General features: G+C 62.3%; 14 protein-coding genes. 11 read left to right on the top strand and 3 right to left on the bottom strand.

Annotated elements, in window-relative coordinates:
• A complete protein-coding gene (locus AC1RTP_RS03630; RefSeq protein WP_498604806.1) occupies positions 1-993 on the bottom strand; it encodes an ABC transporter substrate-binding protein in 993 nt (330 codons plus the stop codon).
• 7 nt (positions 994-1000) lie between these two features.
• Positions 1001-2197: an ATP-binding response regulator gene (locus AC1RTP_RS03625; protein WP_498604805.1), complete on the bottom strand. Its 1197-nt coding sequence runs from the start codon at positions 2195-2197 to the stop codon at positions 1001-1003.
• A gap of 135 nt (positions 2198-2332) precedes the next feature.
• On the opposite strand from AC1RTP_RS03625, the gene AC1RTP_RS03620 reads away from it, so the two are divergent.
• Positions 2333-4222, top strand: coding sequence for a hypothetical protein (locus AC1RTP_RS03620; RefSeq protein ID WP_498604803.1), 1890 nt, complete (start codon positions 2333-2335; stop codon positions 4220-4222).
• A gap of 15 nt (positions 4223-4237) precedes the next feature.
• Here the strand turns inward: AC1RTP_RS03620 and htpG are convergent, their stop codons facing one another.
• Positions 4238-6118 (bottom strand): molecular chaperone HtpG, encoded by a 1881-nt coding sequence (gene htpG / locus AC1RTP_RS03615; protein WP_498604802.1) that lies wholly within the window; start codon positions 6116-6118, stop codon positions 4238-4240.
• Between the two features lie 144 nt (positions 6119-6262).
• Between htpG and AC1RTP_RS03610 the strand changes: the two genes are divergently transcribed.
• From AC1RTP_RS03610 to cpaB, 10 genes are all read left to right on the top strand, one after another.
• A complete protein-coding gene (locus AC1RTP_RS03610) occupies positions 6263-7924 on the top strand; it encodes a sensor histidine kinase (RefSeq protein ID WP_498604800.1) in 1662 nt (553 codons plus the stop codon).
• Between the two features lie 7 nt (positions 7925-7931).
• On the top strand, positions 7932-8621 hold the full coding sequence (locus AC1RTP_RS03605) for a response regulator (protein WP_498604798.1): 690 nt from the start codon (positions 7932-7934) through the stop codon (positions 8619-8621).
• A gap of 249 nt (positions 8622-8870) precedes the next feature.
• Positions 8871-9014, top strand: a complete 144-nt coding sequence (locus AC1RTP_RS03600) for a hypothetical protein (protein ID WP_498604797.1) — start codon at positions 8871-8873, stop codon at positions 9012-9014.
• Between the two features lie 70 nt (positions 9015-9084).
• Positions 9085-9258 carry a Flp family type IVb pilin gene (locus AC1RTP_RS03595; RefSeq protein WP_498604796.1) on the top strand — a complete coding sequence of 58 codons (174 nt, stop codon included), beginning with the start codon at positions 9085-9087 and terminating at the stop codon, positions 9256-9258.
• Between the two features lie 69 nt (positions 9259-9327).
• Positions 9328-9504, top strand: a complete 177-nt coding sequence (locus tag AC1RTP_RS03590) for a Flp family type IVb pilin (protein WP_498604794.1) — start codon at positions 9328-9330, stop codon at positions 9502-9504.
• The gene (locus AC1RTP_RS03585) at positions 9501-10553 is read left to right on the top strand and encodes a phosphatase PAP2 family protein (protein ID WP_498604793.1); all 1053 of its coding nucleotides are present in this window, start codon (positions 9501-9503) and stop codon (positions 10551-10553) included. Before AC1RTP_RS03590 ends, AC1RTP_RS03585 begins: the two co-directional genes overlap by 4 nt.
• A complete protein-coding gene (locus AC1RTP_RS03580; RefSeq protein ID WP_498604792.1) occupies positions 10550-11137 on the top strand; it encodes an A24 family peptidase in 588 nt (195 codons plus the stop codon). Before AC1RTP_RS03585 ends, AC1RTP_RS03580 begins: the two co-directional genes overlap by 4 nt.
• Entirely contained in the window at positions 11134-11751 is a 618-nt protein-coding gene (locus tag AC1RTP_RS03575) for a methyltransferase family protein (RefSeq protein ID WP_498604790.1), read from the top strand. The genes AC1RTP_RS03580 and AC1RTP_RS03575 overlap by 4 nt, the downstream gene beginning before the upstream one ends.
• Positions 11752-11763: 12 nt before the next feature.
• Positions 11764-13080, top strand: a complete 1317-nt coding sequence (locus AC1RTP_RS03570) for an ATP-binding protein (protein WP_498604787.1) — start codon at positions 11764-11766, stop codon at positions 13078-13080.
• A 15-nt stretch (positions 13081-13095) separates the two neighbouring features.
• Entirely contained in the window at positions 13096-13935 is an 840-nt protein-coding gene (gene cpaB / locus AC1RTP_RS03565; protein ID WP_498604785.1) for a Flp pilus assembly protein CpaB, read from the top strand.
• Positions 13936-13946: the final 11 nt, after the last annotated feature.

Here is a 13946-nt window from a genome sequence, read left to right as displayed (position 1 = left end):
TTAGTGGATGACGGTGACGGCTGTCGGCCGCACCTCACCCATTCCTTCCAGGTACATATTGTCGAGGAAATTGGGCACGTCGCGCGAGTTGGACAGGCGGTTGCGAATGGCCCAGCGGGCGCGATCTTCCAGCGCCAGCAAGAGCGACTGGTCCAGTTCCAGGCCGAAGTGGTAAGTCGGCCAGGCTGCCAGCACTTCGTCGCGGTTCAGCTTTGCGGTCGCCGGCAACATGGGCTGGGCCTGGCCCGGCGAACGCTCGCACCACGCCGAGCCCCGGTCCAGTGCGTGCAGCAGGCGCGGTATGACGGCGGCCCGGGCGCCGGTAAAGCGCTGCAAGGCCACCAGGTTATAGATGCTCTCATAGGCCTGCTCGCCCGAGAAGCTGATTGCATTGTCGCCCAGCTGCTTGCGCATCGCGCCGAGGAAAGGCTCCCAGCCCGCCACCGCATCGACATCGCCGCGCTGCAGCGCCGGCCCAAGTTCTTCCGGCTTGAAGTTAACCATCGTGACTTCGCTGCTGTCCATGCGCTGCCAGTTGAGGAAGACGTCAAGCGTGAACTGGCCCGATGTGGCCTGCGACACGCCGATGCGCTTTCCCTTCAGGCTGGCCGGGCTGATCACGCCATGGTCGCGGCGGCCGACGATGCCGTGGTCTTTATTGGTACGGAAAAAAGTCGCGAGCACCTTGACCGGCAGGCCGTCCATGGCGGCGAACACGATGGGGATGTCGGCCACGGTGCCCACGTCGGCCTTGCCTTCGACCACCGCCTGCATCGACGCCTTGCCGCTGGAGAAAGGCAGCACCTTGACCTGCAAGCCCTGCGCGGAGAAGTAGCCTTCCTTTTGGGCGGCCAGCACGGCGCAGGTGCCGACATATTCGGTATTGGCGGCGATCACCAGCGACTGAAGCGCCGGCGCCGGCAAGTGCTGCTGCCGCCAAAGCCAGGCCACGCCCAGCACCAGCACGATGAACAGCACCGCAAGGATTTGCATGGTTCGGCTACGCATGTTGCTCCCGATGTGTGGTTTCCTGCGCCAATGGCAATTCGACCCAGAATGTGCTGCCTTCGCCCGGCTCGCTCTCGACGCCGATGGCGCCCTGCATGGCTTCGACCACGCGCCGCGTCAGGGCCAGGCCAAGGCCGCTGCCCTCTTCTTCTTCGTCGCGCCCCAGGCGGTGGAAGGGCTGGAAGATGTGCTGCACCTGGTCCGCGTCCAGGCCCGGCCCGGTGTCGCTGACCGAGATGCGCAGGCGGCTGCCGTTGACCGGACTGCAGTCCACCGCCACCCGCCCCTGCTCGTGGTTGTACTTGATGGCATTCGACAAAAGGTTAATCAGCACCTGCACCAGGCGCGTGCGGTCGGCGCGCAAGCTCTTTTGCGGTACGGTGCCGAAGCCGAGGCTGATATCGCGCTTAGCGGCCAGCGGCGTGACCATCATGCGGCATTCCTGCAGCACGGTCGGCAAGTCCACCGCCTCCATCGCCAGCGGCACCTTGCCCGCTTCGATGCGCGCCAGGTCGAGGATTTCGTTGACCAGCTTGAGCAAGTGCTGGCCGGACTGCACGATGTTGCGCGCGAAGCGCTGCTTTTCCAGCTGGGTGGCCGGCAGCTTGTCGGCCGCCAGGATTTGCGCGAAACCGAGAATGCCGTTCAAAGGCGTGCGCAGCTCGTGGCTCATATTCGACAGGAAACGCGACTTCTCCGCGTTGGCGTGTTCGGCGGCGGTGCGCGCCACCTCCAGGCGATGGTTGGCTTCGGCCAGCTCCATCACATTCTGCCGCACCTGGCGTTCCAGTTCGGCGTTGGCCATGCGCAGGCTGCGCGTGGCTTGGGCGCGCGCCAGCACCGGCAGCAGCGAGGAAGCCTTGAAGGGTTTGACGATGTAATCGAGGGCGCCGCCTTGCATGGCGCGCACGGCGGTGGCGATGCTGCCTTCGCCGGTCATGATGATGCAGGCCAGGTCGGGGTCATGCTGCAGGGCCGCCTTCACCAGGCCGATGCCATCCATGCCGGGCATATTCAGGTCGGACAGCATCAGGTCGAAGGTCTGGCCGCGCAGCACGTCCAGCGCCGATTCCGCGCTGCCGCAACCTTCGGCATCGAACTGGTACTGGCGTAGCACATCGCATAGCGCAACGGTGTGGGCGCTCTGGTCATCGACGATAAGAATGCGCTGCTTGCGGGCTTCCGTCATGCAATCCTCGCGGAACCGGTGGTTGCTTTGATTATGCCGCTTGACAACGAATTAAAGTCTATCCAAATCTAACCACCCTTAGTTAAAGCAAATCTGTAGCCAAACGAAAAGACCGATACTAGAATACCAACACACATGCTCACCGCCAAAATCCACCGGCGTACGCCGCTGATCCTGATGACCATGCTGGCCTTGTGGCTGGCTTACCATCCATGGCGCGGCATCTGGCATGACAGCATCCTCTACGCGGTACAGGCAATGCGCCGCCTTTATCCCGGCAACTTCCTTGCCGAACTCTATTTCCTACACGGCTCGCAGGATAAATTCACTATCTTCAGCCCTATCTATGCGGCCACTATCGAGGCCCTTGGTTTGCAGCATGCCACCATTGTGCTGCTGGTCATTGCCTATATGCTGTGGGTGGGGGCCGCAGTCTATCTGCTGCATCCCCTATTGCGCGGCTTCTATTTCTGGCTGGGCCTGGCCATGCTAGCCAGCTGGCCTGCCGATTACGGGCCCAGCGTCGATGTCTTCCACTTGGCCGAACCATTCCTGACGCCACGCCTGTTTTCCGAAGGGCTGGGGATTCTCGCGCTTGGCTGCTTCGTGCGCGGCCGCCTCGCGAGGGGCTTGCTGGCTTCATTCCTGGCGATGGCCCTGCACCCGCTGATGGGCTGCGCGCCCTTGCTGGCCGGCGTGCTGTTCCTTGTCTGGGGCAACTGGCGCGTCGTTGGGATCGCACTTCTTGCAGGCACGGTGTTGCTGGCGGTCCTGATCTTTGCCGGAATTCCCCCCTTCGACCGGCTGGTAATGAATATGGATGCCGAATGGCTGGCCCTGGTCAACGAGCGCGCCCCCATGAACGCCTGGGTCGCCTGGCAGGCGCAGGATTGGGTCAGCCGCACTGCGGTGGCGTTCTGCCTTGTGCTATCCGCAGCGCGCCTGGCCAAAGGCATGGTGGCGCGGCTGTTCGAATGCGCCGCCGTGATGGGCGCACTGGGTTTGCTGGCCAGTTGGATCGGTACCGGGCTGAGCGCCAATCTCCTGCTGATCCAGGCCCAGCCCTGGCGCCTGCTGTGGATGACCCACCTGTGCTCGTTGCTGGCCCTGGCCTGGCTGCTGGCCGAGTTCTGGCATCGCGAACGCATGGTGCGCGCCCTGCTGGTCGCGCTTTGCCTGGCGGTCCTCACGCGCGACACGGTAGGCGGTGTGCTTGCCCTGCTGGCTGGCGCCGCCCTGTGCTACCGTGTGCCGCGGCCCGCACTGCAGTGGCCGGCCTGGGGCAATTTCGCCGCGCTGGCTTGCGTGGCAGGCCTGCTGCTGGTGTGGGTGCTGGAAGTGAATATACTGGTGGCGCGCGCCGCCAGCGCTGAACTGAACCTGACGCCGACCATGTGGTGGGTGATCTGGTTTGCGGTCGCCATCAAGCAGGGAGCCGGCGCAGCGCTTTGGTGGGTGCTGCTGGCCTTCGTCTGGCGCAGCGGCGGCAGCCAGCGCACCGCGCCGCAACTTCTGGCGTTTGCACTGGCCTTCGGCGTGCTTTACCTTGCCACATCGTTTGCCACCCTTAACTTCCGCCCGACTTATGCGCTGTCGCCCATCGGTGAAAAAGCTGTGCTGGCCGAGTTCGGGCCGCGCATTCCGCCTGGGTCCGTCATGTACTGGCAAAACAATGTCATGGTGAGCTGGTTCCTGCTGCACCGATCGAACTACGCGTCGAATACGCAGATCACGGGCTTGTCCTTCAATCGCGGCACCGCAACGGAAGGCAATCGCAGGCTGGAACGCTTGCGCCGTCTTGGCGGGGAAGATGCGGTAGTTGCACTCGATATCGTGCAGACCAGGGCGGGCGCGCGCAAGTTGCCGGCGCCGAGCAGAGAAGGCCTGGCCTACGTCTGCGAAGACCCGGTACTGGATTTTGTCGTACTCGACACGCCCCTGGCGGGGGCAGTCGCGCAGGCGCGCGACGCCGAGTACGACAAGACTTACTACTTGTATGAGTGCGCCCGCTTGCGCGGGCGTTAGGCGGCTTTACTGTGCTTACTTCGCCAACAGCATTTCATTCACGCGTTTTACGAACGATGCCGGGTCGGCCAGGGTGCCGCCTTCGGCCAGCAAGGCCTGGTCGAACAGGATGTTGGCCCAGTCCTTGAACTTGTCGCCGGCCGCGTCTTCATATTTCAAACGCATGACCAGCGGGTGCTGCGGGTTGATTTCAAGGATAGGCTTGGACTCCGGCGCATCCTGGCCGGCGGCCTTCAGCATGCGCAGCAGGTTGCCCGACAGCTCGTGCTCGTCCGCCACCAGGCAGGCCGGCGAATCGGTCAGGCGGAAGGTGACGCGCACTTCCTTGGCTTTGTCGGCCAGCGCTTCCTTCATCTTGCCCACCAGTTCCTGGTACTGGGTTTCGGTCTCGGCATGTTCCTTCTTCTCCGCCTCGTCCTCCATCGCGCCCAGGTCCAGGCCGCCTTTGGCCACGGAATGCAGTTCCTTGCCTTCGAAGTCGTGCATAAAGGACAGCATCCATTCGTCCACGCGGTCGGTCAGCAGCAGCACTTCGACGCCCTTCTTGCGGAATATTTCCAGGTGCGGCGAGTTTTTCGCGGCGGCGAAAGTGTCGGCGGTAACGTAGAAGATCTTGTCCTGGCCTTCCTTCATGCGGCCCACATAGGCTTCCAGCGAAACGTCCTGCGCATCGCTGTCGTTTTGGGTCGATGCGAAACGCAGCAGCTTGGCAATGCGTTCCTTGTTGGCGAAGTCTTCGCCGATGCCCTCTTTCAGCACCTGGCCGAATTCGGTCCAGAAGGTCGCGTACCTGTCCTTCTTTTCCTGCTCGTCGGCGTTGGCCAGTTCTTCCAGCATGCCCAGCACGCGCTTGGTCGAACCCTCGCGGATGGCCTTCACGTCGCGCGACTCCTGCAGGATTTCACGCGACACGTTCAGCGGCAGGTCGGCCGAATCGATCACGCCTTTGACAAAGCGCAGGTAGGTCGGCATCAGCTGCTCGGCATCGTCCATGATGAAGACGCGCTTGACGTACAGCTTGATGCCGGCACGCTTGTTGCGGTCCCACAGGTCGAATGGGGCCTTGGCCGGAATGTATAGCAGCTGGGTGTATTCGCTGCGGCCTTCGACCCGGTTGTGGGTGTGGGTCAGCGGCGCACCGAAGTCGTGCGACACGTGCTTGTAGAACTCTTCGTACTGCTCCTGGGTGACCTCGTTCTTGTTGCGGGCCCACAGGGCGCTGGCCTGGTTGATGGTGGCCGGCTCTTCCGAGCCTTCCTTCTTCATCTGGATCGGCAGCGAAATATGGTCGGAGTATTTGCGGATGATGGATTCGAGCTTCCAGTCGTTCAGCAGCTCGTCCTCGCCTTCGCGCAGGTGCAGGATGATGTCGGTGCCGCGGCCGGTCTTCTCGATCTGCTCGATCGAGTAATCGCCCTCGCCCGCCGATTCCCAGCGCACGCCTTCGGAAGCATCGAGGCCGGCGCGGCGCGATTCGACGGTGATCTTGTCGGCCACGATGAAGCCGGAATAGAAGCCCACGCCGAACTGGCCGATCAGGGCCGCGTCTTTCTGCTGGTCGCCGGACAGCTTGCCGAAGAATTCCCTGGTGCCCGACTTGGCGATCGTGCCGAGGTGGGAAATCGCCTCGTCACGGCTCATGCCGATGCCGTTGTCGGAAATGGTGATGGTGCGCGCTTCCTTGTCAAAGGCCACGCGGATTTTCAGCTCATGGTCGTTGCCGTACAGGGCATCGTTATTGATCGCTTCGAAACGCAGCTTATCCGCCGCATCGGAGGCGTTCGAGACCAGCTCGCGCAGGAAGATTTCCTTGTTCGAGTACAGGGAGTGGATCATCAGTTGCAGAAGCTGTTTTACTTCTGCCTGGAAGCCCATGGTTTGCTTGTTTTCAGCCATTTTTGCCTCAATAGTCTTATGAGCGATGCATATAGGGCCGCCGCAGGATAATTTCAAGGCCCCGGCGTTTCATTAATACAACCTTGTTATGGACAACCACACGAGGTTCTCTTAGCATGGTAACAACAATGCAGCGGAGAGAATGTGATCAACGAGGGCCTGCTCCACGCGACTCTGCCGAAGGACACTTCGGATGCGTCCATGGTGCGCTGGATGCGCATGGTACTAGCCGTTGCCTGCCTGTTCACCCTCGTGGTGGAACCCAGGGGCCGGGCCGACGTGCTGTCACTGGGCGTCTTCCTGGCCTACCTGCTGCAAAGCTTCACCCTCCTCCTGTTGGCCAACCGCTCCATCCTGGTGCGCAGCAAGCTGATTTACTGGCTCGACGTCGGCTGGTTCACCCTGATGGTGTATGTCACGGGCGGTGATTCCAGCTTCTATTTCCTGCTGTTTTTCTTTGCCATCCTGACCTCGGCCTTCAGCCACGGCTTCGAGGAAGGCGCCCGCATCACCATGGCCGCCTCGCTGGCCTTCACCCTCACTACGCTGTACACCCACAGCGAGACGGAAATGGCGCTGGTCATGCTGCGCTCCACTTTCCTGCTGGCCCTGGGCTATATGATCGCCCACTGGGGCGGCATGGCCACGATCCAGCGCCAGCGCATGGGCCTGCTCCATGCGGTGAGCCAGATGTCCAACCCGCGCTTCGGCGTGGACCGCACCATCAGTTCGGTACTCGAACAAACCCGCTTGTTCTACCATGCCCACAGCTGCATCCTGCTGATGCACGACAACAGCGCTGCCAGCTGGACCTTGCGCGCAGCCAGCGGAGCGAATGCCGGCCGTCCCATCCATGCCAGCAACCTGGCGCCGGACGCCGCCGCGCCGCTGCTGGTATGCGGCGAAGACGCCATCCTCCTGATGCGCCAGCCACGCGGCCCTTGGCTGCGCCGCCGGCTGCAACTGAAAAGCTACGACGGCGAGCACCAGCGCTGGGTGGAGGAAGACGCCGAGGCGGGCGAAACCCTGGGCGAACTGCTCGACGCCTTTTCCCTGATCGCCGTACCCCTGCCGCTGCGGCGCGGCTCGGGCCGCCTGATCGTGGTGTCGCAGCGCCACCATTTCAGCAAGTCCGACGCCCTGTTCTTGTTGCAGATCGCGGCACAGGCCTTCCCGGTGATCGAAAATATTGAATTGCTCGACCGCATGGCCTCGGAAGCGGTCTTGCGTGAGCGCGAGCGCATCGCCCGCGACTTGCATGACACCACGATTCAACCCTATATTGGCCTGCGCCATGGTGTTTCGGGCATCCGCCTGAAGGCCGACCCCGGCAACCCGCTGGTGCCAGACTTGGACAACCTGCTCGACGTTACATCACAAGTGGTACGCGACCTGCGCAACTATGCCAAAAGCTTGCGCGGTGGGCTGGAAATGAAAGAGCCGGAACTGCTGATCGCCCTACGCCGCCAGGCGGCCCAGGTGCGCCAGTTCTACGACGTGCACATCAATGTGGAAACCAAGGGAGAGCTGCATATGAGCGACCGCCTGGCCGCCGAAGTATTCCAGATCGTCAATGAAGGGATGAGTAATATCTGCAAGCACACCACGGCGCGCAACGGCTATATCGAACTGGCCTGCACTGCCGGCCAGTTGACCGTGCGCATCGAGAATGAATGCTCGGGCCAGCCGGTGCTAGACTTTACACCGAGCTCTATCGCAGAACGCGCCGCTGCCCTGGGCGGCGAGGCCCGCGTCCAACGCGGCCGCCAGAACAACACTGCAGTACAGATTGTGATTCCGGTGTGAGGTGAGTATGGGGCAAGCTGACAAGAGAATCCGCATCATGCTGGTCGATGACCACAAGACCCTGCTATGGGGGCTTGGCAAGCTCATCGAAAGCGAAGCAAGCCATATGATTGTTGTGGGCACGGCGCGCGACTGCGACAGTGCCCTGGCCATGGCTTCCGAAGTATTGCCGGACGTCATCCTGCTGGACATCGATCTGGGCGGCACCTGTTCGCTGGACATTATGCCGCGCCTGCTGGAAGGCTGTAATGGCGCGCGCGTCCTGGTGCTGTCGGGCACGCGCGACCGCGAATTGCTGGACCGGGCCGTGATGATGGGTGCGCGCGGCGTGGTCAGCAAGGACGAACCGGCCGAAACGGTGCTCAAAGCCATCGAAAAAGTCCATGGCGGTGAGCTGTGGCTCGATGGCATCATGCTGACCCGCGTGTTCGAAGCCATGCGCAATCCACAAGCGAACCGGCGGCAAGATCCCGAACTGGACAAGATTGCCCAGCTGACCGCCAAGGAAAGGCGTATTTGCAGCTTAATTGCAACAGGTGGGGGCGCGGTTAATAAGGCTTTGGCGCAACAGTTGTTTATTTCTGAGCATACTTTACGCAATCATTTGACTGCCATCTATCACAAACTGGGTGTGTCGAACCGCCTGGATCTCTACGTGTTTGCAACCAAGCACAGGCTCGATCAAGCCGACCTGTAGCATCCCTCTCGCCCCCTGCCCACTACAGGCAGGGGTGCCGAAAATCTTTCTCTCCACACATCAACGTTACATCCGGGACAAATGTCCCGATTCCTGCTGGAAAAAAAGGACATCTATCCCGGTCAGAAAAGGACAGATGTTTGATGGAAGTCAAAACGCAGAAGCCTAAAGTGAACTCATCAGCACGGCAGACATGTCGGCTGAGACTAGAACCAGGCAAGGCCAACACAACCATGTCCGGAGTACAGAATGCGTGATCGATACCTACCGCCAAGAATCGCCAGCTTCATCGCCGAGGAAGACGGCAGGGCCTTTTACGAATATGTGCTTGTAGCCTCACTGACAGTTGTCGTCGGCATCATTGTGCTTCTGGCGCTTGGAAAAAGCAGGTGACGCGGGCTAGTTCCGTGCAGCTGCAAACACTTTGGTGCAATTTTCTACTCAGTCCCCGAAAGGAATCATCATGAAAGCCATTCAAAAATTCATCCGCGACGAACAAGGCGTAACCGCAATCGAATACGGCCTGATCGCCGCCCTGATCGCTGTGGTGATCATCGCTGCGGTACGGATTGTAGGTACCCAGCTGCGCACCACCTTCACCACCATTGGCACCGCGCTGAGCACCGCCAACAGCTAAATGGCCAGCCAGCGTCCGGCGAGGCCCAGCGCCTCCCCGGACGCGCTTTTTTCTGAACGGAGGCAGATTGTGAAAAACCGATTCTTACGATTCCTCCGTCACGAGCGCGCAGTTACCGCCATCGAATATGCACTGCTTGGAGGCTTGATTGCAGTAGTCATCGTGATCGCCGTCGGCATGGCCGGCGCCCAGCTCAAGACCCTGTTCGACACCATTTCATCCCAAGTCTCACAGGCCTCATCATGAGCGCAGTCCTGTCTCCGTCCATTGCCAGCCGCGCCAGCCTGTCGCGCATACTGCTGCGCGAACATGGGCTCCTGCTCACCATCGTCATCCTGGAACTGGCTGCCGCCCTTGCGCTGTGCGCCGCCCATCCGGAAAAATTCCGCGACGACCTGCAACTCGAAACGTATCTCAGCACCCTGCTACTGGGCCTGCTGTTTTCCCTGTGCGGCTATACCCTCCATGTAATGATTTTCACCCGTCCGGCACAACTGGTGCAGTATCTGCGCCTGAGCCTGGGCGCCTTCCTGACCCGCGAGCGTCTGCTGTTCGCAGCGCCGGTGCTGGTCATGATGCCGATTTTCGCCGCCAGCTTCACCGTATTGAAAGCAGCCGTGCCGCTGGTGCAGCCTTATGCCTGGGATGCCCGCATTGCCGCCGCCGACGCCTGGCTGCACGGCGGCGTGCAACCGTGGGAGCTGCTGCAGCCGGTGCTGGGCCACCCGCTGCTGACGGCCCTGGTCAGCATCAATTATCACCTGTGGTTCTTCATCCTGCTCGGCACCGTTTACTGGCTGGCCTTCAGCCTGGAACGCCGCCAGTTGCGCATGCAATTCCTGCTGAGCTTTGTGCTGAGCTGGATCCTGCTGGGCAACGTGATGGCGATGGCGTTCTCTTCTGCCGGGCCCTGCTATTACCAGCACTTTGTGCCAGGCGCCGATCCGTTCCTCGGCCTGATGCAATACCTGCAGGGCGCCAATACCGATATCCCCTTGCTGGTGCTCGATGTGCAGAGCAGCCTGTGGCACAGCTACGCGACCCATAGCGGCAGCAATGCCCTGAGCATCTCTGCCATGCCCAGCATGCATGTGGCCAGCTCAGTGCTGTTGGCCCTGCTTGGCTGGCGCCTGAACCGCACCGCCGGCATCGCCCTTACCGTGTTCGCCGTGCTGATCCAACTAGGTTCGGTCCACCTGGGCTGGCACTACGCGATCGACGGCTATGCCGGTGCACTGGGCGCCTGGGCTATCTGGATTGTTTGCGGCCGCTTGCTGCAACGGAGCGCAGCATGAACCTGGATGCCCGCGCCCTGCTGCCCATCGTGCTCTTCGCCTGCCTGCTGGCATGGGCGGTCGCCAGCGATGTGCGCAGCCGCCGCATCCCCAACCAGCTGGTGCTGGCCGGCATCGTGGCCGGCCTGGCGCTGCAAGCGACCGTCACTCCTGGCGCCGGTCTGTTCAGCGAACCTTTCGGCGCGTTGGGCGTGTTGAAGGGTGCAGCCGGCATGATGGTCGGGCTGCTTCTGCTCTTGCCTATGTATGTGCTGGGCGCGATGGGCGCCGGCGACGTCAAGTTGATGGCCATGATCGGCACCTTCCTCGGTCCGCTCGACACCGTGTGCGCCGGCCTGGCCAGCCTGCTGGCTGGAGGCCTGCTGTCACTGAGCGTCGCGCTGGTACAAGGCAGCCTGGGCCGGGTCACTGGAAACGTGAAAACCATGGTGCTCAGTAGCGTACTGCGCGGCCTGTCCGGCGGCAGCGCCCGCGTCGATGCGCCGCAAACGGCCACTGGCCAACTGCCTTATGCAGTGGCCATTGCCAGCGGCACCGTGGCGTACTTGTTACTGACCCGTTACTTCGGCTGGAGCCTCTTATGAACGCTACCCCACTCCTGGCATCGCGCGCCGTGAACCTGCTGGCGACTGCCGCACTGGCCAGCGTCTGGCTCTTGTTTTCGATTGCCCATGCGCGCGCCTTCGCCGCCACCGGCGACTGGACTTATCTGCTGTTCGTGGCTTCGGAAACCCTGGTGGCGGCGCTGTTCGTACTGCGCTCCGAGCCTGCCGCGGTATCGCATTCTCCGCTGGACTGGGTGCTGGCCATCGCTTCCACCGGCGCGCCCTTCCTGTTCGCGCCAAGCAGCGAAGGCCTGGTGCCGGCGGCGCGCGTGCTGATCGTTCTGGGCGTGCTGCTGCAGATCGGCGGTCTGCTCTCGCTCAATCGCAGCTTCGGGCTGGTGGCGGCCAAGCGCCAGATCAAGACAAGCGGCCTGTACCGCTGGATCCGCCATCCGCTGTATGCCAGCTACCTGCTGAGCTACGCGGGCTATGTATTATCCAACAGCAGCGCCGCCAACGCCCTCACCTGCTTGCTGGCTGCCATGCTGCTAGTGGCCCGCCTGCTGCGCGAGGAACGCTTCCTGTCGCGCGATAGCGAATACCTGCTGTACATGCGTCATGTGAAGTACCGCGTCCTGCCACTGGTATTTTGAGAGGGGTCCGCCATGCCTGCCGACTTTGAAGAACCTAGCAAACGCGCCTGGGCCGATGACCCGCTGCGCGTGCCCGCTCCGCGTACCGTGGAGGAAACCGGCCTGCCTTTTCTGCTGCTGGTGGAGTTGACCGCCAAGATCCTGTACCAGCGCGGCCAGATCAAGCTCAATGAGCTGTCCGGCCACATCAAGCTGCCGCTGTCGGTGCTGGACCCCGTGATCTCCTTCATGCGCACCGAAAAGCTGGCCGAGATGATTCGCCGCGGCATGAGCAACACCGATGCCGACATCATGTACAACCTGACCGATACCGGCCGCGACCGCGCTGCCGAGTTCGTAAGGCGCGACGCCTATGCCGGCGCAGCGCCTGTCACTTTCGCCGATTATGCCGAACGGGTGCGCGCCCACAGCGTGGCGCAAATGCGCGTCAAGCGCGAACATATCCGTAAAGTTTTCGATGGCATCGTCGCGAGCCCTGCAGTGCTTGACCAGTTGGGCGCGGCCATGAACAGTGGCCGCGCCATCTTTATCCATGGTCCGGCAGGCAGCGGCAAGACTTACCTGGCCGAGCGCCTGAACGGCCTGCTGCAAGGGCAGATCGCCGTGCCGCACGCGCTGCTGGTGGACGGCGACATCATCCCCGTCTTCGATCCGGTACTGCACACCGCCATCGAGGATACGCCGCCGCCAGGCATGCTGTTCGACCGCCGCACGCCGCGCGACCAGCGCTGGGTGCGCAGCGACCGCCCTGCCGTGATCACCGGCGGCGAACTGACTTTGGACGCGCTGGACCTGCGTTTCGACCCGACCACCCGCCTCTACCAGGCACCGCCGCACCTGAAGGCCAACGGCGGCATCTTCATCATCGACGACCTTGGCCGCCAACGCTGCTCGCCGGTGGAGTTGATGAACCGCTGGATTGTGCCAATGGACCGCCAGGTCGACTACCTGTCGCTGCAAAACGGCTACAAGTTCCCGGTGCCTTTCGACGTGGTGGTGATTTTCTCCTCCAACCTGCCGCCGGAATCCCTAGCCGATGGTTCCTTCCTGCGCCGACTGGGCTACAAGATCCATGTCGGTCCGCTGCTGCCGGAACAATACGAAACCGTGTTCCGCCAGGTCTGCCAGCGCTACTCGGTGCCGTTCGAGGCCGAGACCTTCGCCTGGCTGATGCGCCAGCATCACACGCACGAAAAGCCATTCATGGCCTGCTATCCACGCGACCTGGTTTCGCAGCTGCGCGACCTGGCAGCATACGAAGGACGCCTGCCCACGCTCGATATCGCTTCGCTCGAGTGGGCCTGGAATAACTATTTTTCAGCCGTCTAAGGCAAGGGGATAATCATGAGGAACACACGAGCAATGATCATGATGGTGGTGGCCATCGGGCTGGCCTTCGTGGCCGTGGTAGTGGCGGCGCGCTGGATCAACGCCCAGGCCACCACCAATACCGCCAAGGTGGCCGTAGCGCAGGTGGACATCAGCATGGGCGCGCGCATCACGCCGGACATGGTGCGCCTGGTCGACTGGCCCGCTTCCGTGCAACCTCCCGGCGTGATCAAGGACGACAAGGCACTCGAGTCGCGCGTCACCAGGAACAGTATCACGCGCGGCGAGCCTATCCTCGAATCCAAGCTGGCCCCGCCCGGCACCCAGGGCGGCCTGTCGGCGGTGGTGACCGAAGGCAAGCGCGCCATGACGGTCCGCGTCAACGATGTGGTGGGCGTGGCCGGCTTTGCCCTCCCAGGCAACTACGTCGACATCCTGGTCAATACCCAGGAAGAAGGCCAGCGCAGCCAGACCAAGGACCCGACCATCTCCAAGATTGTGCTGGAGCGCATCCTGGTGCTGGCCGTGGCGCAGGAATCCGGGCGCGACGATACCAAGCCAAAGGTGGTCAATGCCGTGACGCTGGAGCTGACGCCGGAACAGGTTGAAAAACTGGACCTGGCGCGCAGCGTGGGCAGCCTGTCGCTGGTGCTGCGCAACCAGGTCGATCCGAATCCCGCGCTGACCGCCGGCGCCACCAAGACCACCCTGCTGGGCGCCCAGGCCCCGGCCCCAAAAGCGGCGCCGGCCGCGGCACCCAAGCCAGCACCAGTGCGCAAGATAGCCACTGTGCCGCCACCGGGCGTGAAAGTGGAAATGATCAAGGGTCTGGACCGCAGCAGCCAACAATTCTGATACGGAGCTAC

The sequence above is a fragment of the Pseudoduganella sp. GW821-FHT11H04 genome, assembly GCF_058807935.1.
The sequence above is the reverse complement of the archived record's forward strand: the minus strand, read 5'-3'. Positions and strand labels throughout refer to the sequence as shown.

What these genes read in the sequence shown, in the direction of transcription:
- AC1RTP_RS03630 (WP_498604806.1), bottom strand. Translation starts at nt 993, where the DNA reads ATGCAAATCCTTGCGGTGCTGTTCATCGTGCTGGTGCTGGGCGTGGCC.
- AC1RTP_RS03625 (WP_498604805.1), bottom strand. Translation starts at nt 2,197, where the DNA reads ATGACGGAAGCCCGCAAGCAGCGCATTCTTATCGTCGATGACCAGAGC.
- AC1RTP_RS03585 (WP_498604793.1), top strand. Translation starts at nt 9,501, where the DNA reads ATGAGCGCAGTCCTGTCTCCGTCCATTGCCAGCCGCGCCAGCCTGTCG.
- AC1RTP_RS03570 (WP_498604787.1), top strand. Translation starts at nt 11,764, where the DNA reads ATGCCTGCCGACTTTGAAGAACCTAGCAAACGCGCCTGGGCCGATGAC.
- AC1RTP_RS03595 (WP_498604796.1), top strand. Translation starts at nt 9,085, where the DNA reads ATGAAAGCCATTCAAAAATTCATCCGCGACGAACAAGGCGTAACCGCA.
- AC1RTP_RS03575 (WP_498604790.1), top strand. Translation starts at nt 11,134, where the DNA reads ATGAACGCTACCCCACTCCTGGCATCGCGCGCCGTGAACCTGCTGGCG.
- AC1RTP_RS03580 (WP_498604792.1), top strand. Translation starts at nt 10,550, where the DNA reads ATGAACCTGGATGCCCGCGCCCTGCTGCCCATCGTGCTCTTCGCCTGC.
- htpG (WP_498604802.1), bottom strand. Translation starts at nt 6,118, where the DNA reads ATGGCTGAAAACAAGCAAACCATGGGCTTCCAGGCAGAAGTAAAACAG.
- cpaB (WP_498604785.1), top strand. Translation starts at nt 13,096, where the DNA reads ATGAGGAACACACGAGCAATGATCATGATGGTGGTGGCCATCGGGCTG.
- AC1RTP_RS03600 (WP_498604797.1), top strand. Translation starts at nt 8,871, where the DNA reads ATGCGTGATCGATACCTACCGCCAAGAATCGCCAGCTTCATCGCCGAG.
- AC1RTP_RS03605 (WP_498604798.1), top strand. Translation starts at nt 7,932, where the DNA reads ATGGGGCAAGCTGACAAGAGAATCCGCATCATGCTGGTCGATGACCAC.
- AC1RTP_RS03620 (WP_498604803.1), top strand. Translation starts at nt 2,333, where the DNA reads ATGCTCACCGCCAAAATCCACCGGCGTACGCCGCTGATCCTGATGACC.